The sequence below is a fragment of the Gilvibacter sp. genome (assembly GCF_965601605.1).
Lineage (GTDB): Bacteria > Bacteroidota > Bacteroidia > Flavobacteriales > Flavobacteriaceae > Gilvibacter.
Window position 1 is genome coordinate 1 of record NZ_CBFCWJ010000002.1, and the last position, 24,730, is coordinate 24,730.

Genomic DNA, 24,730 nt, shown 5'->3' on the forward strand with positions numbered 1-24,730 from the left:
ACCCACGTTGTGGTGTGACTTGATGGTCACAGAAGGACCGTTTACTGATACGCTTTCAATAACGTCTGGATAAATGGTTCCTTGTCCCAGCCAATTAACGCCTTCTACTTGATTGGCCTCATCGTCAAAAACTTCGATGAACACGCGTCCAATAGCCTTGCGTTTGGCCTCCGGATCGGTTACTCCTTTCAAGGCATCCAAAAAGCGTGCCGAGGCATCAACACCTTTTACGTTCAGTCCCATCCCTTGGTACTGTTCCAGGACACTTTCAAATTCATTTTTACGCAAAAGACCGTTGTTTACAAAGATGCAATAGAGATTCTTACCAATGGCCTTGTGTAATAACACGGCAGCTACACTGGAATCAACACCTCCAGACAATCCTAACACAACTTTATCCTCACCCAACTTCTCTTTGAGCTCTTCAACAGTAGTTTCTACAAAGTGCGCTGGAGTCCAATCTGGATTGATCCCCGCAATATGGATCAAGAAATTCTCCAAGAGTTGCTTTCCGTCTGTACTGTGATACACCTCTGGGTGAAACTGGATTGCATAGGTAGGCTCCCCTTGTATCTTATAGGCAGCATTGGCTACATCGTGTGTAGAAGCCAAGCGCACGCCGCCTTCTGGAAGTTCCGCAATAGTATCGCTGTGACTCATCCACACTTGTGAACCAGTTTCAATATGTGCAAACAAAGCTTCGTTATCGGTGATCTCCGCCAAGCGCGCACGACCGTATTCACGGGTATTGGAAGGCGCTACGTTTCCACCGTGGAAATGTGCCAAATATTGAGCCCCATAACAAACCCCTAATAAAGGCTTGTGACCTTTGATCTTAGAAAGATCGGGATGCGGTGCATCCTCTCCACGAACCGAAAACGGACTCCCGGATAGGATTACAGCTTTAAAAGGATCTAAATTCTCTGGAACTTTGTGATACGGGTGGATTTCACAGTAAATATTGAGTTCGCGAACTCTACGTGCGATGAGTTGTGTGTACTGCGAACCAAAATCGAGGATAAGTACGTTGTTTTGCATGTGCAAAAGTAGTTGAAATTTGACGACTCGCTAAAAAAGTCAGTCAAAAAAATTAACTACTCATCAACACTTACAGACGAATTACAGAAAATTCCGATTTAAAGGGGTCCAATTGCTCCAAAAGCAGCGGAATAAGCCCATCACCGGCCTCCAAATAGAATTCAGAGAAGTTGGCTTTGCGCTCTTGTAGATTGTTGGCAGGAAACACTGCATCTCTCAATTCTTGAGCCCGTTGGATACGATCGTTGTGATTTCGTTTTTCTGCCTTGCGGAGTCGCTTTTCTAAGTTTTTTAAGCCATTGATCTGCTTTTTCTCCTGAGCGGCAACAGCACCTTCAAAAGAAGGATCGGTCTGTTTGGCAAGTTCATACAGCGCCTCAAACTGTTTTTTCAAATGCGCCTTCTGCGACTCAAAATCCAACGGCAAACCGCTGTGCTGCTTTACCAGATGAGAAGCCAGAGCTTCTGGCTTTTTAAAAAGATCGGCAACGTCTAGTCCCAAACGCTCCCATTTACCCATCTGTTTTTCTGTGATGAGTAAGGCCGAGTTTCTCAACATCAGCATTGGAAAAGTAACCTCTACAGCTTCAAAATAGTCTTTTAACTGCAGCCAATAGGCCAATTCTCCTCCCCCTCCAATATAACAGAGGTTGGGTAAGATCACTTCTTGATACAGTGGACGCAATAATGCATTGGGAGAAAACTGCTCCGGATGCTGTTCTAACTTTGCTAAGACCTCCGCCTCTGAAAAAGATAAGTCGGTATTGTTGATCATATACTGATCGCCAACTTGAACAATACGTTCCCGCAATCCTTGGTCCAAATAGAACAAGTTGATCTCCCGAGGATGCACCTGCTCCTTATATCCAGCAGCAACTAGATCCGCAGTAGTAGCGCTAATAACTTCATGTCCCTTTTGGGTTAAGAGCTCTTGTTTTGCATAGGGCGCAAACGCAGCTTTCAGCTTGGAATCGTTTCCGTCTACGATAACCAAACCTTGATCGGCAAATAAGGCATTGGCTAAATACCGCGTCGCCGAAGCGAGATCGTCGTGCTTTAAATAGGCATTCTCAAAGAGCTCTCGCAAATAGCTTGCTTGAATACTCGTACCCATCGCAGCTCCGATCACCTCACTGACTTGCTGAAGTCCTTCCGTGGAAAGATCCCCCACGGCTCCACCGTCTTGTCGGTTCCAAGCCACCTTACTCCCTCTAAAATTGAAGTAGTTGATCTCATCAAAATCGTGATCCTCCGTCGCCATCCAATAAACCGGAACAAAATTGTGATCGGGATACGCCTGTTTAGCTTGCTTACAAAAGTTGATCACCGAAACAATCTTGTATAAAAAATACAAGGGCCCAGTAAATAGATTCAACTGATGCCCCGTGGTTATGGTATAGGTATTTGATTGCTTGAGTGATTCAATATTATCGGCAGTAGCCTCGCTAATCGAGACAGCTCCGTAGACTGCCATCAAGCTTTCAGAAAGGGTTTTACGCCAGTTTGGTTCGCATACAGCTGTTGCCTGTTTTTCTTGAATCTGATCTGACAAAGTCTCAAGTGATGGGAATCTATGGTAGAACGGTCTTACGGCCTGTTCTTGGCCCAAATAATCACATATGGTCTTTGAAAAATAACCAGTCTGAGAATAGGGTACGTAAGCTGCGGACATATGGGTTGGCTCCAATTGGAAGGTAAAAATACGAACTTCACTTCTATCGATTCTAAAAGATTCGTTAATGTTCCCCATAGGGCACATTTGCTTTGCCCCAATTTTCGTAGCTTTAAAGTTTATTTTAACAACCAATCAATGCAACGCATCACCCTACTATTTTTATTGTTTGTGGGCCTAATTGGACAGGCTCAAGTACAATCTCCAGAAGAGTTTTTAGGTTATCCCATTGGGACACAATTTAGCAGACATGCCGATGTTGTGGCCTATTTCAACCATGTGGCAGATCAAAGTCCAATGGTACAATTCAACAGCTACGGAAAAACTTATGAACGCAGACCACTAACCTATGCCGTGATCTCTACACCAGAGAACTTGGCGAAGATCGATCAGATCCGAACTGACAACCTCAAAAGTATTGGTTTGGCCAGCGGCAGTGCAGATCCAGAGGTTGCGATTGTATGGTTGAGCTATAATGTACACGGTAACGAAGCTTCCAGCACAGAAGCATCTATGCTGACCCTTTACAAGCTCATAACCGAAAAGCAAGATTGGTTGCAAAACACCATCGTTATTATAGATCCCTGTGTGAATCCAGACGGTCGGGATCGTTATGCGAACTGGTACAATCAAGTTAAAGCGACACCGTACAACAGTGCTCAAATTGCTACAGAACACAATGAGCCTTGGCCAGGAGGACGCCCAAACCACTACCTTTTTGATTTGAACCGCGATTGGGCTTGGGCCTCGCAAATAGAATCTCAAGAACGTCTAAAAATATACAACCAATGGATGCCGCATATTCATGTGGACTTCCACGAACAAGGCATTAATGAGCCGTATTACTTTGCCCCGGCAGCAGCGCCTTATCACGAGATCATTAGTGATTGGCAGTACGACTTCCAAGAGGCGATCGGTAGAAACCATGCCAAGTACTTTGACAGTGAGGGTTGGTTATTCTTTTCAAGAGAGCGATTTGACTTGCTCTACCCAAGTTATGGAGACACCTATCCTACCTTTATGGGCGCCATTGGAATGACTTACGAGCAAGCCGGTCACGGACGTGCTGGATTGGGGATTGATACTGACGAAGGCTATGAACTCACTTTATTAGATCGCGTTATGCACCACACCACTACAGGACTCTCTACAGTTGAGATGGGTGCTAAGAACGCAGCCAAGCTTAACGATGAGTTTCAAAAGTTCTTCAACAATTCGAATTTGAAATACAAGAGCTTTGTGCTCACAGGTAATGCGGACAAGATCAACGCTCTGACTCAGTTGTTGGATCGTCATGAAATCCAGTACAGCTTTGGGACCAGCGGTTCAGCTACAGGTTATCGTTACAGCACACAAGGCAAAGGCAGTGTGAGTAACCAAGGTGCCTTGATCATCAACACGGATCAGCCTAAGGGCAAAATGGTAAAGGTACTTTTTGAACCGGATGCGGCTTTAGAGGAACCTTTGACTTATGATATCACGGCTTGGAATCTTGTTCATGCATATGGACTAGATGGTGTGGCGAGTACTGTAAAAGTAAACGGAAGCGGAAGCGCTCCTGGATCCAACTTTGTAACCCTAAATACTGCTGCCGCTGGATACATCGCCAAATGGAACAGTATGGAAGATGCCCGTTTCTTATCAGCCTTATTACAAGCTGGAGTACGAGTGCGCTTTACGGAAAAACCAATGCAACTTAACGGTAATAGTTTTGAAAGAGGGAGTTTAGTAATCACCAAGAGTGATAACAGAAACAATCCAGACTTTCCACAGAACTTGATTGAGGTAGCACAGCAGTACGACCGTTATTTATACAGTTCCAATACCTCTTTTGCGGATAGAACTCCTGATTTTGGATCGCCAGACATTAAACTGATCAATCCACAGCGTATAGCTATGCTACAAGGTGATGGGACTTCTTCATTGAGTTATGGAGCGCTTTGGCACTTCTTTGAGCAACAGCTCCACTACCCGATCACTTCCATCAACACAGAAAGCTTTAGACCTTCTGTACTTCAAAATTTTGATGTTCTGATTATGCCAGAAGGCTGGTACGGTAGTGTGACCAATGGAAACGCATTGGACGATCTGAAAAGTTGGATTCGAAGTGGTGGAAAGGTAATCGCCTTAGGCCGCGCCGTTAATGCCTTTAGCGGCAAAGACGGCTTCGGACTCAAAAATAACACCAGCGATTCTGACGATGATTCTAGCAACTTAACACCTTATGATCAACGCGAACGCGAGAGTTTGAAGAACTTCATCACTGGGGCGATTTACAAGATCAAAATGGACGATTCACACCCGATGGCCTTTGGGTTTGGAGATACGTACTACAGCCTCAAACTAGGCAGCAGTTCATTCCAACACTTAGACAACGGTTACAATGTGGGTTATATAGACGGTGACGCCGTAAGCGTGGCTGGATTCTCGGGTGAGGCAGCTAAGGCTTCGCTAAAAAACTCACTGGTATTTGGAGAAGTAAGAATGGGCCGCGGAAGTGTGGTTTATATGGTAGACAACCCCATGTTCCGTTCCTTCTGGGAAAACGGAAAGCTTCTTTTGGTCAATGGGATCTTTATGGTCAATAGCAACGTTTTTAGACTGTAGCCAACAAAACAGAAAACAAAAAAGCCGAACATTGCAGTTCGGCTTTTTTTATGGGTATAATAAACTAGTTTACCTTTTTGGCTGGCATGCGTTGTCCGCCTTGATTTAGAGTAACTCCCGTGGCCTTACCGTTTTGATCAACGTCAAAGTCTAATTCCGCTGGAACCACCTTTAAAAAGAAGTTGTGATCACCACCAGCAAAGATCTCCACAGCTGGCTGCCCTGTAGCTTGCGTCATGAGTTTATCACCTTCTAAATACACCTTAAGTTCAAAACCTGGTTGCAGCTCATAAGTACCTTCATAGTTCTTTAAAACAGAAAGAGGCAAGTCGATAGCCACGCGCTCTTGAGGCAGCTCAACTTCAGTTTCTACTCCTTTAGATCGCACAATTCTATCCTCAAAAAGTACTTCTCTTTTACCATTGGTATTGGAAAAGGAATATTTGGTAAAACTCCCTTCAAAATAGAATTCATTCGGACCTACCGCAATTAACGGAAGCTTCTCCCCTCCTTCACGTTGGCTGTATAACTTCCCATTTTCCAGCGTGATGATACGCACCACATCGTCATCAAATTTATAGGCACCTACCCAAACTTCTTTGTCTTCATCACTAATGCTAATGGCTGGAGTTTGAGGGTAAGGCTTCCCAATGGCCATAGCCGCCATTTGGATGGCGATGTCCGTTGGCGAATTCCCGTTGTTATTGGTCAAGGCGATGACATAGACGTCTTCTTCTGGAAGATAAACGCCCATGGTTGTATAACCAAAAATACCGCCTCCGTGTTCTATAGACCGACTGCCGTTGATTTCATTGATCCCCCAACCATATCCATAGTTGGTAGGACTGCCGTCATTTAAGGTCGTATTGGTAAAGGCCAATTGTAAAGCAGATTGAGGCAAAAGTTTTTCATCATTTAAAGCTTCTTGCCAAAGCAACATATCTTCTGTACAACTCATTAGAGAACCTCCAGCATAAGGCAAGGTCATACTTAAAAAGTCTGCATTTCGCCAACCTGTAGGCGTAGGCGTGTACCCAGCGGCTCTATTGGGTATGAGTTCGGTTTTGCTTCCGTAGTACGAATTATCCATACCTAAAGGCTCAAAAATCTTCTTTTCAATATAATCTTCATAAGACATACCCGAAACTTGTTCAATAATAGCTCCAAGAATGATATAGGCGGAGTTGTTATAAAGCCACTGCTCACCTGGGGCAAAGTCCATAGGCTCATTTTTAAATACATCAATGAGCTCCAATGGGGTCAAGTCATTCCTGGCTTGGCTAAAAAAGGAGGGCATGGAGGTATAACTCTTAATTCCTGAGGTGTGATTGAGTAGTTGGTGAACAGTTACATTTTTACCAGCTTCTGGATAGTCAGGAAAGAACTTCTTAATGGGATCATCCGTGCTGAGCTTGCCTTCTTCCTGCAGCATCAAAATGGAAACAGCGGTAAACTGTTTGGTGATAGAGCCAATTTCAAAGACGTTGTCTGGATTCATTGGAACCGAGAGCTCCAGGTTTGCCAAACCAAAGGAATTCTTGTAAATAACCTTCCCGTCTTTTGCAATTAAAGCAGCTATTCCAGGGGAATCTGACGGATATTTTGCAGACAGCAGTTGATCAACACTCGATTTCAAATCTTGAGCTTGCATAGTCGACCCGCCGCCTACAATGATTAAAAAGCACAACAGTGCGCTCTGGAAAATACGTTTGAGATTTTTCATGTTTAGTGATTGTTTGATGTATATCTGACGCCAGACGGGGAGGCTGAGTTACAGCTGAGGCGCGAATTTTTTTTAAGGTATTTAAAATTAACGACATAGCTGACACTTCTGAGAAGAGCTTAGTATCTTAGAGCTATGAAAATCCATCAACTACTAATTGCCTTTGGCACTATCCTGCTCGTTTGGGCCTGCAATGATCAACCCAAAAATGTAGAGAAACCTATAGAAACTGAGCCAAAAGAGGCCTTTTACCAAGCCATTTCATTTACGGGAGACACCTTGTACGCACCAGCAGTTTCAGAGAAACTACAAGCTCAATTCATTGAAAAACAGCAGGCATATATAGCAGATTCAACAAACTTGGAAAAGCTGATCTGGTATGGGCGATTCACAGCTTATACAGGCGATTACAAAGGAGCGATTGACATTTATTCTGATGGGCTCAAACAGTTTCCAAACAATTCCCGACTGCTTCGCCACCGAGGACACCGTCAAATTTCTATTCGTCAATTAGACAAAGCAATTACGGATCTCGAGCGGGCAACGAATGTCATTTTGGATGAGTCCAATTCCTTAGAAGATGACGGCATGCCTAATGCTGAGGGAATCAGGCTCACCACCAAACACGGAAACATCTTTTATCACTTGGGACTGGCCCATTATTTAATGGGGAATTATGAAAGCTCCTTGATGGCCTACCAGAAATGCTTGGAGCTTTCCCAAAACAATGATGGCTTGGTATCTGCTACGCATTGGATCGTTTTGTCTTTAAAGGCACTCGGGCGTGATGATGAGATCGCCGCTTATTTGGACCCGATCAATGAAGACCTCGAAGTCATTGAAAATGGATCTTATTTAAATGCCTGCTTGTTTTATAAAGGAGTGAAAGCTCTGGATGAGCTATACAATCCTGAGGCGGAGATCAATTCGAGCAATTCTGCCCTGAAATACGGACTCGCTCGATGGAGCTATCTCAATGATGATCAGGAGCAGGCCATGATGATTTTAGAAGATATTTTAGACGGAGACGATTGGGCCAGTTTTGGGTATATCGCAGCAGAAAAACAGATGATAGAAATCATCAGATCCTTACCCATTTAAGACCTGAGATTTTAGGTCTTATTCTTCGCCTCGATCCATTTGGAAAGGTACTTACTGCTTTGCAAACTGTGATGCCAAAGCATTTGCCCGACTGGGTTTTGCGGGCTGAACTCCTCTTTGTTTAAAGCGTAGGATTTAAGCGTTTCTAAAACTGATGGCGCTCGTTTTTCCCAACTGAAATGTTCACTAATCAAAGCCAAGCCTTCTTGGCGATTTTGATCCCATTGGTATTCTTGCGTATAATTTGTAACCGCTAGATTGACAAAGTCAGTTTCTAAGTCATCAGCAACCATAAAAGGCAGCTTGTGGGCCTCCCCAATCCCTTCTATACCTATTGGAGTGGTCACAACGGCACAACCCGACAACCAAGCGTCAAAGAGCTTGCGCTTGAGTCCTGCACCAAATTGCAAAGGAGCCAGTAGCACGCGATGTTGCTGTAGCTTTGTTTGTACCTCCTCCACAAAACCATGCACTAAAAAGCCAGCACTTGGCTTATGCAATTGCTTGAGCTCTTCGGTAAAATAAGAGCCGTAAACGTGCATTTTTGCCCCAGGCACTTCTTTGGAAATTAAAGGCCATAGTTTAGCCAGTTGCTTGACTGCAGCAACGTTCGGTTTGTGTTTGGCTGTTCCCACAAAACAAAAATCCTTGCGATCCTCATATGCTGTTAATTCTGTTCGCTGCGGAACATTTTTCTCCAGAAATGGCAAATGCAGCAATACGGACTCTGGCACTTGGTAAATACTTGTCAAGACCTCAAGCTCTGGCTTGGATAGAATCAAACTTAAGTCTGATCTAAAAATAGCCGCTAACTCTCTTTTGGCCAGATCAGAAAGTGTTGCTGGAGGTTTAGGATCATTGCTTGTTCTGCGATGATCGCGTAAAAAATGCAGATCTTCTGTATCCAAAATGCGCAAGGCATCAGGGCAGGCCTCTCGCACGCGCCAACTGTATTGCTCCTCGGTCATAAAGCGGTCAAAGACTACGATCTGCGGATCCAAAGCTTTGATGAAAGCATTAAAGCTGTCCGAATTCAATTGAATCTGGGAGTAAGGAATGTTCTTGACAATCAACAAGTCATCAGCAGGAGCCTTCGCCGTCGAACAAAAATGGAGCTCGTAATTGCCTTGCAAAAAGAGATCGATCAACTGCGCCATATATACCCCTGCCCCAGTGCTTCGCGGTTCAGGAATTCCATGGCCGATGATCAGTACCTTTTTCATTCTTCAAATGAATAGCTTTGATAAGGATAACTGACCAATTTGATCTGCGACCCAATGCTGTCAGTTTCTGTATAAGATATTACTGCTTTGTCCTCAAATAAGGCCAATTGAGGGAATCCACTGGCTCTCTCCGGACTCATTTTAGTCAAAACGTGGGTCATGCGCGCACCTGTACTGGCTATATGCGTAAGATTCAGATTTGCGGTACTTCCTGCATCGGTCATATACAAAGCGAAGGCGTTTGCTTGATTGTCTACCGCAACGTCAACACGCCCAATGGCTCTCAAATCTTCTAAAACTAAAAACTCATCAAACCAAGAACCTGTTCCCATGGTTCCGAGCTTTACTTTAGGTTTATCGTCTACCATGGTAAACCAACTCACAGCAGTAATACCATTACTGCTGATAGCAGGACCATTTACAGGACAGCCATTGATTTCCCAAGAATCATTATACACAGCGCGAGGTTCAGTCCAAATTGAGTCTTGTAAACGAACAGCGTATATGTCTCGGATTTCAGCTTCAGACCGGTCTCTATAAACAACCATTGGACCATCACGAGTGTCTGCAATAGAAGTTGCACAACAATCGCAAACGCGCCCATCCAATTCCCATTGTTGGCCTAAAGTTCCATCTGCGTTAATTATTCCTGCACGAATCGTCATCTGCCTCAAAGAGTCAGGACGATTCATCGTAGTACGCCCATCCAACCAACTCGCCATAAAACCATCTTTGAAAGGAATCACATCTACAAATCCGTGCTCGCTTTGAGTAGTATCTGTGTGTAGTTTCTGCGGAGATGTCCAAGTTTGACTATTGGCGTTATATATCTTGTATTTTATATCGTAGGCATAGGTATCTGGAGCTGATTTCTGCAAGTAATGCACAAAGATGTTTCCTTGATTCACGGCGATCTGAGGGAAGTCTGCCCAATTGACAAACCAATCAGTACCTTCGGCTATGAGTTCTGGCATAGACCAATTGTTACCGTCATAGGAAGCGTATTTGAGCAGCGCCAAACTGTCAATTTGCTCAACCCAGCTCATGTAGAGAAGATCATCAGCAACAAATAGACGAGACATGCCCGCATAACCTTCGCTAGGATTTTCAATTTCAAAGGGAACACGAGTAGTTTGGGCTTCATCAATGCAAGAAGAAAACGCTAAGACCAAAAGGACCGCGGCAAAAGTCTTGCTTAAGATTACTCTAAACCACTTCCCCATACAAATCAAAGTCTGTGGCTTCGGTGATCTTGACCTGAACAAAGTCTCCGGTCTTCAGGTATTGTTCTGTAGCATCTAACAAGACTTCATTATCCACATCTGGAGAATCAAATTCCGTACGGCCTATGTAGTTATTGCCTTCCTTTCTATCTATAAGCACCTTGAACTCCTGCCCAATCTTTTCTTGGTTGAGTTCCCAAGAGATCTGCGACTGCAACTCCATAATTTGATTGGCGCGATCTTGCTTCACATCTTCGGGCACGTCGTCAACCAAATTGTAGGCATGCGTATTTTCTTCATGAGAATAGGTAAAACAGCCCAAACGCTCAAAACGCATATCGGCCACCCACTGCTTGAGCTCTTGGAAGTGCTCTTCCGTTTCTCCTGGATACCCAACGATAAGTGTAGTACGAATAGCCATTCCAGGTAATTTCTCCCTAAACAACTTGAGCAGTGCGTTCGTCTTTTCAAAAGTGGTTCCTCGGCGCATCGACTTTAAAATGTCCGTTGAAATATGTTGTAGCGGTATGTCAATATAATTACACACCTTAGGCTCCTGCTTAATGACGTCAAGGACATCTTCTGGAAAGCCAGTTGGGAAGGCGTAATGCAAACGGATCCATTCAATACCGTCTACTTGTACTAAAGCCTTAAGCAAGTCCGCTAAACGGCGTTTTTTATACAGGTCCAAACCGTAGTAAGTCAGATCCTGCGCGATCAAAATGAGTTCTTTTACACCGTCAGCCGCTAATTTCTCCGCCTCTACCACCAATTCTTCAATCGGCGTAGAACGGTGTTTACCCCGCATTAGTGGAATCGCGCAGAAAGAACACGGTCGGTCACAGCCTTCCGCGATCTTTAGATACGCATAATTCTTTGGTGTGGTAGTTAGACGCTCTCCGATGAGTTCGTGCTTGTAATCGGCTCCTAAAGCTTTGAGCAAGCCCGGAAGTTCTGTAGTACCAAAATACTGATCTACATCTGGAATCTCCTGCTGGAGGTCTGGTTTGTATCGCTCGGAGAGACAACCGGTCACAAAGACCTTGTCTACCAGTCCATCTTCTTTTTGCTGCACAAAATCCAAGATGGTATTCACGCTTTCTTCCTTAGCGTTGGCAATAAAACCACAGGTGTTGATCACTACGATATTTCCTTCTTCTTCATGCACAACCTCTTTGTTGTTGGCACGAAGCTGGCCCATCAATACTTCTGAATCGTAGACATTCTTGGAACACCCAAGGGTGACTACATTGATCTTATTTTTCTTTCTGCTTTTGGTGCGCATGTTTATTGCTTGAAGAATGAATCCACAAATTCCAAACGGTCAAAGATCTGTAGGTCTTCTATGCCTTCTCCAACCCCGATATATTTTACCGGCACTTGCAACTGATCGCTAATACCGATAACTACACCTCCTTTGGCAGTTCCGTCAAGCTTGGTGATGGCCAGAGCCGTTACTTCTGTAGCTGCGGAGAATTGCTTAGCCTGTTCAAAGGCGTTTTGCCCGGTAGATCCGTCAAGGACCAATAGCACCTCATGCGGAGCACCAGGAACAACCTTTTGCATCACGCGTTTGATCTTCGTCAACTCGTTCATCAAGTTGACTTTGTTGTGCAATCTACCCGCAGTATCAATGATCACTACATCGGCTCCATTGGCTTTTCCATTCTCCACAGAATCATAAGCCACAGAAGCCGGGTCGCTTCCCATATTTTGTTTTACGATAGGTACATCCACACGATCCGCCCAGATCTGCAATTGATCAATAGCCGCTGCTCTAAAAGTATCCGCAGCGCCTAAAACCACTGATTTCCCGGCAGCCTTATATTGGCTGGCTAACTTCCCGATGGTGGTTGTTTTACCCACACCGTTTACGCCCACTACCATGATCACGTAAGGCTTCTCTTTAGAGTCCAGGCCAAAAGGATCATTCTTTTGGTCGTCATGGGTCTCTGAAAGCAATCCAGCGATCTCTTCTCTTAAGATCTGGTTGAGTTCGTCTGTGCCTAGGTATTTGTCTTTTGCCACGCGCGCCTCAATGCGCTCAATGATCTTCAGGGTGGTGTTTACACCAACATCCGATCGAACCAAAACCTCTTCCAGCTCATCCAGGACATCGTCATCTACTTTAGATTTCCCGGCTACAGCCTTAGAGAGTTTATCAAAAAAGCTGGCTTTAGACTTTTCCAGTCCTTTGTCCAGATTCTCCTTTTTTTCTTTGGTAAATATTTTCTTGAAAAAGCTCATGAATGCTTCTGATTATTGACTTTAAGAGCTAGCAAAGATACAAAAAACAAAGGGCCGTCTTTTTGAAAAAGACAGCCCTGAATATCGTTACGCTAAAAGCGCTGATTACTTCTTTAACCAGTCGTTTACGGCGTCTGGAGCCATAATAGACTCAACAAAGGTGTAAGCTCCAGTTTTAGGAGACTTTACCATTTTTACCGCTTTGGTCAATCGCTTTGATCCGGTCTGTAAGGATGCTACTGCTTTCTTTGCCATAATTATTGTTTTAAGGTGCCAGCGGCTCCGTGCTTACTTAATTTCTTTGTGAACAGTCATGCGCTTCAAGATCGGGTTGAATTTTTTCAACTCAATACGATCTGGCGTGTTCTTTTTATTCTTGGTAGTGATGTAACGAGAAGTTCCAGGCATTCCTGACTCCTTGTGCTCTGTGCACTCCAAAATAACCTGTACTCTGTTTCCTTTCTTTGCCATGGTTAGAGACCTTTAGGTGTTATTTTTTAAGAAATCCTTTTTCGCGGGCTTCTTTAAGCACAGCTGAGATTCCTCGCTTATTAATATCTTTCAAAGCAGAAGTAGAGATCTTAAGTGTAATCCACTTATCCTCTTCTGGGATGTAAAAACGCTTTTTGATTAAGTTTACATCAAACTTGCGTTTTGTTCTGTTCAAGGCGTGAGAAACGTTATTCCCTACCATTGCTTTCTTTCCAGTAAGCTCACAAACTCTTGACATCGGTGCTTTCCTTTAAAATGTTATTTTTAAACAGGGTGCAAATTTAGAAAAATTAAATCTCCTGAGCAAAAGAGAATTCAGTGTTTTTTAAGAAAGTTTCTCTTTTTTTTCTTCGGATAGGATTTACTGCTCTACAACTGCGGCTTTAACCAGTTGCTTTCTAAGCAGCTCCAAGGCTTTATTAGTAGCCCTTTGAATGACCTTTTCTCGGCTCTTTCCAAAACGATGTTCTTCTGTCACAACACCCTCTGGACCTGCGATTCCAATGAACACTGTTCCCACAGGAGCCGCACTGTCTCCCAAAGAAGGACCGGCATTTCCTGTAGTGCTAATGGCGTAATCGCTACCGAATAACTCCCGAACTTGCGTAGCCATAGCTGCTGCAACTTCCGCGCTCACAACGCTGTGCTCATTAATGATCTGTTCAGGTACGCCTAAGAGCTTTACTTTCATCTGTGTCTCATAAGGTGTGATTCCACCTTTGAAATAAGCCGATGCTCCAGAACGAGAAATAAAGGTTTGCGCAATGCGACCTCCAGTACAACTTTCTGCTATACTCAGGGTGCTGCCACTCTCAATTAGCAATTTGGCAACAGAATCTTCAATAGCTCCATCTTCCTCAAACCCGACAAAGATGTGCTCCACCATAGGCATTAAGATTTTGATCTGCGCCTCAACCTCTGAAATGACTTGCTGTTGTTCTCGCCCTTTGGCAGATAAACGTAAGCGTACACGTCCTAAAGAAGGCAAATAAGCCAATTTGATATGCGTAGGTAAAGCGTCTTCCCAAGCCTCTATTCTATCGGCAATAGTACTTTCACCTTCGCCATAGGTCAATAAGGTCTTGTGATAAATAAAAGGCCTATCAAAGGTCTGTTGCAGTTTGGGCAGTACTGAATCCTGCATCAAGCCTTTCATTTCATAAGGAACACCTGGCAGGGAAATAAAAACTGCACCATCTTGCTCCATCCACATCCCCGGAGCGGTTCCGTGTTGATTGGGCAGTATAACCGCCTTTGAAGGCACCAACGCCTGTGTTAGGTTTGCTGGCAAAGGCTTGCGCTTCACATAGGTGGCAAAAAGCTCGTGGATTTGCTTAACAACCGCTGCATTCTCAATGAGGTGATCATCAAAGAACTCGCAAAAAGTCTGTTTGGTAATATCGTCTTTGGTTGGACCCAATCCACCGGTAACAATCACTACCTGGGAACGCTTCTTAGCCTTGGCTAGGGCGTCCAGTATGTGTTGACGTTCATCTTGTACTGAGGTGATCTGATATACCTGAACCCCAATTTTATTGAGTTCCGTGGCGATATAGGCAGAATTGGTATCTACAATTTGTCCAATAAGGATCTCATCGCCTATGGTGATGATCTCTGCTTGCATCTAAATATTGAAATCTGCTTTGAGTTCGTCAAAAACGGTATTGAGAATACCGCTCACTTTATCTAAAATATCTTCTACTGCGGATACAGGCTGAGACGCTTTGGTCCAAGCCTCAATGGCACGAATGTCGTCTACCACTTCGATACCAAACATTTCTAAGTTCGGTTTCATTTTATGGGCGAACTGATAAGCCAGCTCTTTGTTGTTCACAGCAATAGCTTCTTCCAAAGCACGAAGATCAGTAGGTATCTCCTCTAAGAAGGTTTGAGCCACAACGGCTTTAAATTCGTCATCCCCGCCAGCGAGGGCGTCTAGACTTTCGGGGGAATAGTGCTTGTTCATTTATTTTACTTTTATCTCGAATGCTGGTTGGTCTTCCAAAAATCCAGCCAAACGATCATTTGGGGCTACTGGACCGACGCCAGCAGGAGTGCCGGTAAATATAATATCTCCGATCTTTAAAGTAAAATATTTAGATACATATTCGATGATCTCATCAATCTTCCACAGCATTAAGGAGGTATTTCCGTCCTGAACGAGGGTATCATTCCTTAACAAACTAAAATTCAGGTCGTTCAAATCACCAAACTGGTTTTTATCAAACCATTTACCAATAACGGCCGATCCGTCAAAAGCTTTGGCTTTTTCCCAAGGCAATCCCTTCTCTTTTACTTGCGTTTGAATATCGCGAGCGGTAAAATCGATCCCCAATCCGATCTCATCAAAGTATTTGTGAGCAAATTTTTTGTCGATATGCTTCCCGATGCGGTTGATCTTAATCAAAACTTCCACCTCGTGATGTACTTCCTCAGTAAACTCCGGAATAATAAAAGGATTCTTCTTTAATAAGATGGAGGTGTCCGGCTTCATGAAAACCACCGGATGCTCCGGACGTTCATTGGCGAGTTCCTCAATGTGTTTGGTGTAGTTTCTACCGATACAGATGATCTTCATGATCTAAAGCAGTTTATTATTGAATCGATTGAGTTTGATGCGGGTAAGCACTTTTTTAGTGTATAGTGGAAAATCTGCATTGAGCAGCCAGCCAAAATAGCCAGGCTCCTTGTCCAAGACATCTTCAACTAAAGTGCCTTTGTATTTCCCAAAAGTGAAGATCTCACGGCCTTCTTTATCATAACCAACAAAACCAGCAAAGTCTGCAAAGTTCTTGTGGGAAGAGAATTCCGCCAAGTGCTTCACATCATTTTCCAAACCTTCATAACGATCCAATTGGGCCAATAAGACCTCATAGGTTGCATTGGTGTCCGCTTCAGCCGAGTGTGCATCTTCAAGATCCTTACCACAATAGAATTGGTAAGCTGCTCCTAAGGTTCGCTTTTCCATTTTGTGGAATATGGTTTGCACATCTACGGACTGGGCTTTTTTCAAATCCAGATCTATCTCAGCCCGCAACAATTCCTCAGCTAACAAAGGAATATCAAAACGGTTGGAATTAAACCCACCCAGATCGCTGTCCTTAAGCAAGGCCATAACCTTAGGCGCCAACTCTTTAAAGCTGGGCTCATTAGCAACCATCTCATCGGTAATACCGTGAATGTCCGCTGCCTGTTTGGGAATAGGCACGCCCGGATTGACCTTCCACGTATGGCTTTCTTTGTTGCCGTTAGGGAATACTTTTAAAATGGAGATCTCTACGATTCGGTCTTGAGCCACGTTGGTTCCTGTGGTCTCCAAATCAAAGAAACAAATGGGTTTATTAAGGTTTAGCTGCATTGGGAAATATTATCCCACAAAGTTACTTATAATTTGAAGGAAACGCTCACTAAAACCAAACAGAATAAGCCTTAAAGAATGTACTAAATCTCGCGATTAGTATCCCAAGCTTCTAGGTACTCGGCTACACGCTTAACAAACATTCCGCCCAAAGCTCCGTTGACCACGCGGTGATCATAAGAGTGCGACAAGAACATTTTATGACGGATCCCGATAAAATCACCCTCTGGCGTTTCAATAACCGCAGGCACCTTGCGAATAGCACCTAAAGCCAGAATACCTACTTGTGGTTGGTTGATGATTGGAGTTCCCATCACGCTACCAAAGGTTCCTACATTCGTCACGGTATAGGTTCCATCTTGGATCTCGTCTGGTTTTAAAGCGTTGTTACGCGCACGTCCTGCAAGGTCATTGACTGCTTTGGTCATGCCAACCAGGTTGAGTTGATCTGCATTCTTGATCACAGGAACGATCAAATTCCCATCAGGCAGGGCCGCAGCCATACCTAAGTTTACGTTTTTCTTTTTGATAATGCGATCTCCATCTACCTGAATGTTCATCATTGGGAAGTCGCGTAAAGCCTTAGCAACAGCCTCCATAAAGATCGGGGTAAAGGTGATCTTCTCTCCTTCACGAGCTTCAAAGGACTTCTTCACCTTGTTTCTCCAGTTCCAGATATTGGTCACATCTACCTCAACAAAAGACTGTACGTGGGCAGAAGTTTCCACACTAGCACGCATGTGATGCGCGATGAGTTTGCCCATACGGGTCATTTCAATAACCTCATCTTCTCCGTTTAGCGAAACAGGTGCAGCTTTAGCAGCTGGTTTCTTTTCTGCTGGAGCAGCTGCAGGTGCTGCAGGTTTTGCTGCTGGAGCCGCAGCAGCTGTTCCACGGCTTTTTAAGTAAGCCATGATATCGTTTTTGGTCACGCGACCTTCCAATCCAGATCCCGGAATAGCATCCAATTCTGACTGCGAAATACCTTCTGTTTGTGCAATATTTTTCACCAATGGCGAGTAGAATCGATCACCGTCATTACTGATCTGTGCAGGAGCAACAGCCGCTTGAGCCGTGGCAACAGTCTCTTCAACCGCAGCTGCCTCAGCAGGTGCAGCAACTTCTTGTGCAGGCTCTGGTGTGGCCGCAGGAGCATCATCACCATCTACTTCAATGATCGCGATGGTCTGCCCTACTTGAATCACTGCATCTACCTCGAAAAGTTTTTCCACTAAAACTCCGTCCACTTCACTGGGAACCTCAGAATCGACCTTATCGGTGGCGATCTCCAAGACAGGCTCATCCGCCTCAATGGTATCTCCGACCTCTTTAAGCCAAGCGGTCAATGTAGCTTCGGCTACACTCTCTCCCATTTTCGGGAGCTTTAATTCAAACTTTGCCATATTCTCAAAAAATAGAGTTGAAAGGTGTATTGCGTTGCAAAATTAATCAAAAAAGCGGGCTATTACTAAATAGTTTGCAATATTTTACCATTGCACAACCTCCCCTTTTTTATCGCTATAATCGCTTCCGATGATAAAATTAGTGCGTTTAGGATGTATTCTAAAACGATTCCCGGAATTTTTTAATTCCTGCATCAGCCTGATAATCTGTTGGTAATCCATATATGAGGTATCCATAACCAACATACATTGCTTTAGGGCACCGTCAAAAGCTCTGGATTTAGACAAAGTGCTCAAATTTTCGAATTCAGACAAGCCTTCAAGTTTTTCTCTGAGACTTAGTTGTTCTGACAGCAAATAATGCTGTTTGACAGGAAGTACTTTGTTCTTTTTGGTCTTAAAGCTCCATGCCGCTATATGCTTCAATACAAACAATCCCATCTTCAAAAAGCCCTGTGCCCATGCTTTGTTGGGAAAATGCTTTTTATAAAAGATCTCCATCGCACCATAGAAGCGGTTCCAATAGGCCTTGTCTTTTGCAGTACTCTCCCCTTTGTAATGGATCATGGTTGCGCTACCGTAATAATAGTTCACATAGCCAGCTTTGGTGAAACTGTAGGACAGATCTATATCTTCTCCGTACATAAAATAGGATTCATCCAAACCGCCTACCTCCAAGTAGCGTTCTTTTAAAAAGATCATGAAAGCGCCCACCAATACTCCTACTTCGCCTTCTTCATCTTCATGGATGTCGTTTTGATAATAACCGCGTCCACCACCCAAACCGATCACTTTTTTAAGCGCGGCCGAAATCAAGGGAAGTTTGCGTTTGGACTCCGGGAGAAAAGAACCCGTACCGTCGATCATCTTGATCCCTAAGGCTCCAAGCCTATCCAAAGACTGTGCCTTTTCTAGTGCTTTTCTTAAGGTTTGTTCTCCCAAAATGGTATCTGGATTCAATAAGCAAATGTATCGCCCTTTAGCCTCCGCGATACCCAAATTGTTACCCGCACTAAAGCCATCATTATTGGGACTCACAATAAGTTTAACCTGCGGAAACTTCTCACGTACCATTTCCGCCGATCCATCTGGAGAGGCGTTATCCACCACAATGATCTCAGCATCCATACCAGAGGTTGCCTTCACAACACTGTACAGACAATGCTCCAAAAAGAACTGGACGTTATAGTTTAGGATGACAACCGAAAGGGTCACGAGCCGTTATTTTTTAGCGAAGATTCAAATGGAATACGTTGGAGTATACTGCGCCCCAGAGTGACTTGGTCCGCATATTCCAATTCATCCCCCACAGAAATGCCTCGCGCAATGGTGGTTGTAGTAACCCCGTAAGGGGCCAATTGCTTGTAGATAAAAAAGTTTGTGGTGTCGCCCTCCATGGTAGAACTCATAGCAAAGATCACTTCTTTGACAATGCCATCTGCCACTTTTTTTACCAGAGATTCAATTTGTAGATCTCCGGGGCCAATTCCTTCCATGGGGGAAATCTTTCCTCCGAGTACGTGGTATTTCCCGCGGAATTGTGCTGTGTGCTCAATGGCCATCACATCGCGAATATCTTCCACAACGCATACCACACTATCATCACGATTGGGGTTAGAACAAATATCACAAAGCGGGCTGTCTGAAATGTTGTGACAATTACTGCAAAACTGGATTTGGCCGCGCAAAGCCGTTAGACTTTCTGCCAAGCGCAAGGTTTGAACCTGCGGCTGCTTTAAAAGATGCAATACCAAACGCAAAGCCGTGCGCTTACCAATACCCGGTAAGAGCGACACTTCATCAACAGCTTCTGCCAATAATTTTGAAGAAAAATCCACAGCCCTAAAGATAAAAAAGCTCCGAGAAACGCAGTGGCCTCTCGGAGCAATTTATTTATGATATAAGTGATTCGTCCTTAGTTGACGATCAGCTTCTTCACAATCATTTTCCCTTCGCTTGAAATTCTCACAAAGTGAACTCCGCTGTTCAAACGAGCGATATTCAAGTTATAGGCACCTTGTACGTTGATGTCTTTTTGGTTGATCAACAAACGTCCGTTGATGTCAAATACCTCAATGTCAACCTCACTGCTTGTTGGCCAGTTGATAGTTACCTCATCACGTGCAGGGTTAGGATATAAAGTCACCAAGTTCTCAAAGGTGTTATCTGCTACGTTAAGTGGGTTATCATATACTGGTGAAGACCAAACTCCACGTCCATAAGTAGCAGCGTAGATACGATCGTTCACGTTGTTGATCTCCAACTCGCTCACACGAACGTGTGGCATGTTAGTATCGTAAACTTGCCAATCAGAGAAAGTATCATCAATGTAAAACAAACCGTAGTTCATACCTACGTAAAGTCCATTTACAGAAGTATTATCCCATACTACAGATAGGGCAGCAAATTCTGGTAAGTTCTTCTTGTAATTTTGCCAAGTTGCTCCTCCATCCGTGGTTACGTATACGCGAGCACTTCCGTAAGTGGTTGCAACAGCAACTTTGTTAGGATCTGTTGGGTGGATCGCGATATCATTAATACTTCCAACAGTTCCAGTAACGGTGCTCCAAGAAGTAGCTCCTCCGTCTTCTGTTTTATATATTGATCCCGCTCTTGAAGCCCACATAATGTCACTATTTCCTGGTGCGATCTTTAGATTATCCAAGTTTCCAGGGAATGTTTGAGAGATCGCGGTCCAAGAACCACCAGAGTTGGTTGACTTATTCACACGGTTATATCCTACGTAAATCGTGTTAGTTACGTTAGGATCTTGCTCAAATGGCGATACCCAGTTTCCTCCACCTGGAGAAGGTTCGTTCAAGTTAAAGTAAGTTACCCCACCAGTTGTAGATCGGTAAAGCTGACCTCCTTGAGTTGTTCCGTAAAGGAAATTGTTGTTGTCTTTATCAACGAATCCTTCCATACCATCGGCACCAAGCCAATCGCGCCATTCACCGGCAGTTGTATAAACAGAAGTACCGTTATCTTGAGAACCTCCAGTGATGATCACAGGATCACTTTGAGAGATTCCAATTTTATAGAATTGACGAATACCCAATCCGAAAGAAAGGTCTGTCCAGAAAGTCTGAGACATGGTTGCCTGAGGATCTTCAGCGATAAACAATCCACCGTCAGTACCAGCGAATACTTTATCTCCAACGTATTCAAGAATGTCAACATCTGCGTGACAGTATCCTACGTTAAACGAGCTTGATTCAAACAAAGCCCATCCAGAAGTACATTCAAAATCTGCACCTCCGTTAAAGGAACGCCATACCAAAATACCAGCGATCAATACCTCATCAGCATCTGTTGGACTCACAGTGATATCCATATCACGTGGCGCTTGCCCTGCAGTATCTGATCCGAATACACTGTATCCGAAGTAGTTTGTAGATCCGTGAGGAAGATTGGAGAACGTTGTTCCGTCATCATCAGATCTAAAGAAACCACCAAATCGGTTTCCGTTGGATTGAACAACGTATACTCTTGAAGGATCTGCAGCAGAAACTCCGATCATAGTTGGGTTAAAAGTAAATCCTCCACTGATTGTGCTAAATGTAGCTCCACCATCTGTAGACTTGTAGAAACGGTTACCTGAAGCGTAAACCACAGAAGGATCACCAGGTTTGAATTCTACATCGTATCCGCGGCTAGCCGCAGGAATTACGTCAGACCAAGTTGCTCCACCATCCATTGAACGGTAAACACCTTGATTCTGCACTGAAGCAAACATGATGTTTGAATTAGTTGGGTGAATCAAGATCTTGTTCACTACAGAACTACCACCTGCAGTTCCTATTTGTGCCCAGGTTGCTCCGCCGTCTGTTGACTTGTAGATCAATCCAGAGTAAGATCCGATGAAATAAGTTTGAGAATCTTGTGGATCCATTGTTACTGAATACACATCAAGGTTCACAAAGTAATCTGTTAGTGGAATCCAGTTCGCTCCTCCGTTAAGTGTCTTCCACACACCACCAGTTGGTGAACCGATAACAATGTGATCGTTATCTGTAGGATCGACAGCAAAACCGGTCACACGACCAATTCCAGGGTTCCACCCTTGGTAGTCATCCCAAGTAGTAGGACCTTCTTCCACCCAGTTTCCAGTTCCGCCACTAGCAGAACGCGCAGATGGATTTTCGTTTAAATACGCCTCAAAGCGTTGAAGTTCTTCGATGTACTCAGTCTCTTGCGTTAGATACCCTTCATCATTTTGCAAACGCAATGCTTGATACTCCCAACGCTTGAACTGCTTGTATCCAGTTCCACGTCCGGTTCCCACTTCATCAAAATGGGTTTGCGCACTGTTTTGAATTTCTGAAATGGTAAAGGTTCCAGCCTCGATCATGTCGAGATACTCCTGAGCCTGTACTGTAGATGTGCCCCACCCAACGATTGCGAATGCGGCAAGTAGTAGTAGTTTTTTCATGGTTGATTTTTTTGAAGACTTTCAAATATACGAATCGAAATTTGGATTTGTTATACATTTTAAACAAGTTAGCGCTTATGAACCCTACCCACATTCTTTTTTTAATTGCTGGTTACTTTGGAATTTTGATTCTCATCTCCTTCTTGACCAACAAAGGCGGCAGCAATGCAGACTTTTTTAAAGCCAGTAATAAATCGCCTTGGTACGTAGTGGCCTTTGGCATGATAGGCGCCAGTTTAAGCGGGGTTACGTTCATTTCGGTACCTGGACAAGTAGCGGCTTCACAGTTCAGTTATTTTCAAGTTGTGCTGGGTTATACAGTCGGTTATGCAGTAATTGGGATGATCCTAATGCCCTTGTACTACCGCCTAAATCTAACCTCAATTTACGGCTATTTAAAAGTGAGATTTGGGGAAAAATCCTATAAAACAGGAGCGTCCTTTTTCCTGCTTTCACGTATTGTGGGTGCAAGTTTTAGACTTTATCTGGTTGCAAATGTGCTCCAATACCTCGTTTTTGACAAGATGCCATTTATGGGTCGAACCGGAGTTCCCTTTGCGGTAACGGTAGCTATTACCATACTTCTGATCTGGCTTTACACCTTTAAAAGTGGTATTAAAACTATTGTTTGGACAGATACCTTGCAAACCTTGTTTATGTTGGTTGCAGTAGGAGTTGCTATTTATATCATTTCTGCGGATATGGGCTTATCCTTAGGCGGACTCACCAACACCATTGCAGAAAGTGATCTTTCTAAGATGTTCTTTTTTGAGGATTGGAAATCGGGACAGCATTTTATCAAGCAGTTCATTAGTGGTGCTTTTATTGCCATTGTGATGACAGGCTTGGATCAAGACATGATGCAAAAGAACCTCACTTGTAAAAATATTGGCGACGCCCAAAAGAATATGTTCTGGTTTACCGTGGTACTCACTGTGGTCAATTTTATCTTTTTAGCGCTTGGGCTGCTGCTTACTATTTACGCACAAAACAATGGTATTGATGCTGTGAGGGATCAACTCTTCCCTACTGTCGCGGTTGAATCGGGCTTGGGTATTGGTATAGCAGCGCTGTTTATGTTGGGACTTATTGCAGCAGCCTATTCTAGTGCAGATAGTGCCTTGACCTCTTTGACCACTAGTTTTAGCATTGACATTCTAAATATCGAAGAAAACAAATCAGAAGCAGAGGCCAAAAGGATTCGCAAACGCGTTCACGTAGCCATGTCTTTTGTACTGCTACTTGTGATCATCGGCTTTAAATATCTCATTGCAGATGAAAGTGTGATTACTAAACTATTGACTTATGCAGGTTATACCTACGGACCTTTGTTAGGTCTGTATGCATTTGGGTTGTTCTCCAATTGGAAGGTCAAGGATCATTTGGTTCCCATCATTGCTGTGCTTACTCCCTTTTTGGGATATGCCATTAGTTGGGCATCTGCGACCTATTTAAATTTTGAGTGGGGATTCTTCATTCTGATTCTAAACGGAGCCTTGACGCTTTTAGGCTTAATATTGATTCGTACTGAGAAGGACGAGCGTACAGGCACGGTCGGCCAGAATGCCGTTAGCGCGTAACTTATTTTCAAATTCAAGATTCTCTGTTCCCGGATTAAAGATCACTCGTCTGGGTTTTAAGCCAATAATGTAATCGTAGTATTGTTGTTGTCGCTGCGGATTCAAATAGAGGGTTACTGTATCAATACCATCAAAGGGCACTGGGGTAGTTTCAATTGGAATTCCGGCCACAGTACCGGCTCTTAGCCCAATGGCAACAACCGGCTGATCATGAGCTACTAGGCGCTCTATGGCGTAATAGGAATAGCGATTCGATTTTAAACTCGCTCCCAAAACCAAAGTTGTATTCTTAGCTGTTTCCATAGGGTTATTTCCAGGCTGGGCGCCTCTTTCAAATTTAACATAAAACAACGTTAAAATTGAGATTATCTGTAACACCTGCCTTTCTACTCCGTCTATAGAGTAGAAATATTTCTTTCTTACTGCTACAATTTTTTACGTTGATGGTTAGTGTTAATTATTGCAGTAAGGTCTCAGACCCGGTCTTTCTCAAGATCGGGTTTGTTCTTTTTTAGCCCTTTTGAATAATAAATGTTAAAATGAAAATTTCTTGTAACAAGAATTAATCTGGGCAGTCTTATTGGCATAACTTTTTCTGGCGAAGGCCTGCTGGAAAAGGTTGTGAAATTCA

General features: G+C 43.8%; 22 protein-coding genes. 3 read left to right on the plus strand and 19 right to left on the minus strand.

What is annotated here, in order from left to right; all coding sequences use genetic code 11:
• Together guaA and bshC are read right to left on the minus strand one after the other, a co-directional pair.
• A partial coding sequence (gene guaA / locus ACSLP7_RS00090) for a glutamine-hydrolyzing GMP synthase (protein ID WP_435577417.1) occupies window positions 1-1,038 on the minus strand: 1,038 nt, incomplete at its 3' end.
• A 70-nt stretch (window positions 1,039-1,108) separates the two neighbouring features.
• Window positions 1,109-2,788, minus strand: coding sequence for a bacillithiol biosynthesis cysteine-adding enzyme BshC (gene bshC / locus ACSLP7_RS00095; RefSeq protein ID WP_435577418.1), 1,680 nt, complete (start codon window positions 2,786-2,788; stop codon window positions 1,109-1,111).
• Window positions 2,789-2,848: 60 nt separating this feature from the next.
• Between bshC and ACSLP7_RS00100 the strand changes: the two genes are divergently transcribed.
• On the plus strand, window positions 2,849-5,317 hold the full coding sequence (locus tag ACSLP7_RS00100) for a M14 metallopeptidase family protein (RefSeq protein ID WP_435577419.1): 2,469 nt from the start codon (window positions 2,849-2,851) through the stop codon (window positions 5,315-5,317).
• A gap of 64 nt (window positions 5,318-5,381) precedes the next feature.
• Here ACSLP7_RS00100 and ACSLP7_RS00105 read toward each other — a convergent pair whose 3' ends face one another.
• On the minus strand, window positions 5,382-7,040 hold the full coding sequence (locus ACSLP7_RS00105) for a serine hydrolase (protein WP_435577420.1): 1,659 nt from the start codon (window positions 7,038-7,040) through the stop codon (window positions 5,382-5,384).
• Between the two features lie 135 nt (window positions 7,041-7,175).
• Between ACSLP7_RS00105 and ACSLP7_RS00110 the strand changes: the two genes are divergently transcribed.
• Window positions 7,176-8,141 carry a hypothetical protein gene (locus tag ACSLP7_RS00110; RefSeq protein ID WP_435577421.1) on the plus strand — a complete coding sequence of 322 codons (966 nt, stop codon included), beginning with the start codon at window positions 7,176-7,178 and terminating at the stop codon, window positions 8,139-8,141.
• Window positions 8,142-8,152: 11 nt separating this feature from the next.
• On the opposite strand, the gene ACSLP7_RS00115 is transcribed toward ACSLP7_RS00110, so the two are convergent.
• From ACSLP7_RS00115 to ACSLP7_RS00185, 15 genes are all read right to left on the minus strand, one after another.
• A complete protein-coding gene (locus tag ACSLP7_RS00115) occupies window positions 8,153-9,364 on the minus strand; it encodes a glycosyltransferase family 4 protein (protein WP_435577422.1) in 1,212 nt (403 codons plus the stop codon).
• Window positions 9,361-10,587 carry a hypothetical protein gene (locus ACSLP7_RS00120; protein ID WP_435577423.1) on the minus strand — a complete coding sequence of 409 codons (1,227 nt, stop codon included), beginning with the start codon at window positions 10,585-10,587 and terminating at the stop codon, window positions 9,361-9,363. Before ACSLP7_RS00120 ends, ACSLP7_RS00115 begins: the two co-directional genes overlap by 4 nt.
• Window positions 10,571-11,872, minus strand: a complete 1,302-nt coding sequence (rimO, locus tag ACSLP7_RS00125; protein WP_435577424.1) for a 30S ribosomal protein S12 methylthiotransferase RimO — start codon at window positions 11,870-11,872, stop codon at window positions 10,571-10,573. Before rimO ends, ACSLP7_RS00120 begins: the two co-directional genes overlap by 17 nt.
• A 2-nt stretch (window positions 11,873-11,874) precedes the next feature.
• The gene (gene ftsY, locus ACSLP7_RS00130; protein ID WP_435577425.1) at window positions 11,875-12,834 is read right to left on the minus strand and encodes a signal recognition particle-docking protein FtsY; all 960 of its coding nucleotides are present in this window, start codon (window positions 12,832-12,834) and stop codon (window positions 11,875-11,877) included.
• A gap of 105 nt (window positions 12,835-12,939) precedes the next feature.
• Window positions 12,940-13,089, minus strand: coding sequence for a DUF4295 domain-containing protein (locus ACSLP7_RS00135; RefSeq protein WP_435577426.1), 150 nt, complete (start codon window positions 13,087-13,089; stop codon window positions 12,940-12,942).
• Window positions 13,090-13,122: 33 nt separating this feature from the next.
• Window positions 13,123-13,305: a 50S ribosomal protein L33 gene (rpmG, locus tag ACSLP7_RS00140; RefSeq protein WP_087523039.1), complete on the minus strand. Its 183-nt coding sequence runs from the start codon at window positions 13,303-13,305 to the stop codon at window positions 13,123-13,125.
• 19 nt (window positions 13,306-13,324) lie between these two features.
• Window positions 13,325-13,564, minus strand: coding sequence for a 50S ribosomal protein L28 (rpmB, locus tag ACSLP7_RS00145; protein WP_291182347.1), 240 nt, complete (start codon window positions 13,562-13,564; stop codon window positions 13,325-13,327).
• 123 nt (window positions 13,565-13,687) lie between these two features.
• On the minus strand, window positions 13,688-14,950 hold the full coding sequence (locus tag ACSLP7_RS00150) for a competence/damage-inducible protein A (protein WP_435577427.1): 1,263 nt from the start codon (window positions 14,948-14,950) through the stop codon (window positions 13,688-13,690).
• Window positions 14,951-15,292: an Hpt domain-containing protein gene (locus ACSLP7_RS00155; RefSeq protein ID WP_435577428.1), complete on the minus strand. Its 342-nt coding sequence runs from the start codon at window positions 15,290-15,292 to the stop codon at window positions 14,951-14,953.
• Complete coding sequence (locus ACSLP7_RS00160; RefSeq protein ID WP_435577429.1) at window positions 15,293-15,904, minus strand: fumarylacetoacetate hydrolase family protein; 612 nt, start codon at window positions 15,902-15,904, stop codon at window positions 15,293-15,295.
• 3 nt (window positions 15,905-15,907) lie between these two features.
• The gene (locus ACSLP7_RS00165; protein WP_435577430.1) at window positions 15,908-16,684 is read right to left on the minus strand and encodes an exonuclease domain-containing protein; all 777 of its coding nucleotides are present in this window, start codon (window positions 16,682-16,684) and stop codon (window positions 15,908-15,910) included.
• Between the two features lie 83 nt (window positions 16,685-16,767).
• Complete coding sequence (locus ACSLP7_RS00170) at window positions 16,768-18,087, minus strand: dihydrolipoamide acetyltransferase family protein (RefSeq protein ID WP_435577431.1); 1,320 nt, start codon at window positions 18,085-18,087, stop codon at window positions 16,768-16,770.
• Between the two features lie 84 nt (window positions 18,088-18,171).
• The gene (locus tag ACSLP7_RS00175; RefSeq protein WP_435577432.1) at window positions 18,172-19,302 is read right to left on the minus strand and encodes a glycosyltransferase family 2 protein; all 1,131 of its coding nucleotides are present in this window, start codon (window positions 19,300-19,302) and stop codon (window positions 18,172-18,174) included.
• The gene (gene recR, locus ACSLP7_RS00180; protein ID WP_435577433.1) at window positions 19,299-19,925 is read right to left on the minus strand and encodes a recombination mediator RecR; all 627 of its coding nucleotides are present in this window, start codon (window positions 19,923-19,925) and stop codon (window positions 19,299-19,301) included. The genes ACSLP7_RS00175 and recR overlap by 4 nt, the downstream gene beginning before the upstream one ends.
• A gap of 77 nt (window positions 19,926-20,002) precedes the next feature.
• Complete coding sequence (locus ACSLP7_RS00185; RefSeq protein ID WP_435577434.1) at window positions 20,003-22,519, minus strand: VPS10 domain-containing protein; 2,517 nt, start codon at window positions 22,517-22,519, stop codon at window positions 20,003-20,005.
• A 77-nt stretch (window positions 22,520-22,596) separates the two neighbouring features.
• Here ACSLP7_RS00185 and ACSLP7_RS00190 point away from each other — a divergent pair, with 77 nt between their 5' ends.
• Window positions 22,597-24,099, plus strand: a complete 1,503-nt coding sequence (locus ACSLP7_RS00190; protein WP_435577435.1) for a sodium:solute symporter — start codon at window positions 22,597-22,599, stop codon at window positions 24,097-24,099.
• On the opposite strand, the gene ACSLP7_RS00195 is transcribed toward ACSLP7_RS00190, so the two are convergent.
• Window positions 24,031-24,402: a CoA-binding protein gene (locus ACSLP7_RS00195; RefSeq protein ID WP_435577436.1), complete on the minus strand. Its 372-nt coding sequence runs from the start codon at window positions 24,400-24,402 to the stop codon at window positions 24,031-24,033. The genes ACSLP7_RS00190 and ACSLP7_RS00195 overlap by 69 nt on opposite strands.
• Window positions 24,403-24,730 lie beyond the last annotated feature (328 nt).

Excerpts from the sequence above, each read along its gene's own strand:
- bshC (WP_435577418.1), bottom strand. The coding sequence starts at position 2,788 with ATGGGGAACATTAACGAATCTTTTAGAATCGATAGAAGTGAAGTTCGT.
- ACSLP7_RS00100 (WP_435577419.1), top strand. The coding sequence starts at position 2,849 with ATGCAACGCATCACCCTACTATTTTTATTGTTTGTGGGCCTAATTGGA.
- ACSLP7_RS00105 (WP_435577420.1), bottom strand. The coding sequence starts at position 7,040 with ATGAAAAATCTCAAACGTATTTTCCAGAGCGCACTGTTGTGCTTTTTA.
- ACSLP7_RS00110 (WP_435577421.1), top strand. The coding sequence starts at position 7,176 with ATGAAAATCCATCAACTACTAATTGCCTTTGGCACTATCCTGCTCGTT.
- ACSLP7_RS00115 (WP_435577422.1), bottom strand. The coding sequence starts at position 9,364 with ATGAAAAAGGTACTGATCATCGGCCATGGAATTCCTGAACCGCGAAGC.
- ACSLP7_RS00120 (WP_435577423.1), bottom strand. The coding sequence starts at position 10,587 with ATGGGGAAGTGGTTTAGAGTAATCTTAAGCAAGACTTTTGCCGCGGTC.
- rimO (WP_435577424.1), bottom strand. The coding sequence starts at position 11,872 with ATGCGCACCAAAAGCAGAAAGAAAAATAAGATCAATGTAGTCACCCTT.
- ftsY (WP_435577425.1), bottom strand. The coding sequence starts at position 12,834 with ATGAGCTTTTTCAAGAAAATATTTACCAAAGAAAAAAAGGAGAATCTG.
- ACSLP7_RS00135 (WP_435577426.1), bottom strand. The coding sequence starts at position 13,089 with ATGGCAAAGAAAGCAGTAGCATCCTTACAGACCGGATCAAAGCGATTG.
- rpmG (WP_087523039.1), bottom strand. The coding sequence starts at position 13,305 with ATGGCAAAGAAAGGAAACAGAGTACAGGTTATTTTGGAGTGCACAGAG.
- rpmB (WP_291182347.1), bottom strand. The coding sequence starts at position 13,564 with ATGTCAAGAGTTTGTGAGCTTACTGGAAAGAAAGCAATGGTAGGGAAT.
- ACSLP7_RS00150 (WP_435577427.1), bottom strand. The coding sequence starts at position 14,950 with ATGCAAGCAGAGATCATCACCATAGGCGATGAGATCCTTATTGGACAA.
- ACSLP7_RS00155 (WP_435577428.1), bottom strand. The coding sequence starts at position 15,292 with ATGAACAAGCACTATTCCCCCGAAAGTCTAGACGCCCTCGCTGGCGGG.
- ACSLP7_RS00160 (WP_435577429.1), bottom strand. The coding sequence starts at position 15,904 with ATGAAGATCATCTGTATCGGTAGAAACTACACCAAACACATTGAGGAA.
- ACSLP7_RS00165 (WP_435577430.1), bottom strand. The coding sequence starts at position 16,684 with ATGCAGCTAAACCTTAATAAACCCATTTGTTTCTTTGATTTGGAGACC.
- ACSLP7_RS00170 (WP_435577431.1), bottom strand. The coding sequence starts at position 18,087 with ATGGCAAAGTTTGAATTAAAGCTCCCGAAAATGGGAGAGAGTGTAGCC.
- ACSLP7_RS00185 (WP_435577434.1), bottom strand. The coding sequence starts at position 22,519 with ATGAAAAAACTACTACTACTTGCCGCATTCGCAATCGTTGGGTGGGGC.
- ACSLP7_RS00190 (WP_435577435.1), top strand. The coding sequence starts at position 22,597 with ATGAACCCTACCCACATTCTTTTTTTAATTGCTGGTTACTTTGGAATT.
- ACSLP7_RS00195 (WP_435577436.1), bottom strand. The coding sequence starts at position 24,402 with ATGGAAACAGCTAAGAATACAACTTTGGTTTTGGGAGCGAGTTTAAAA.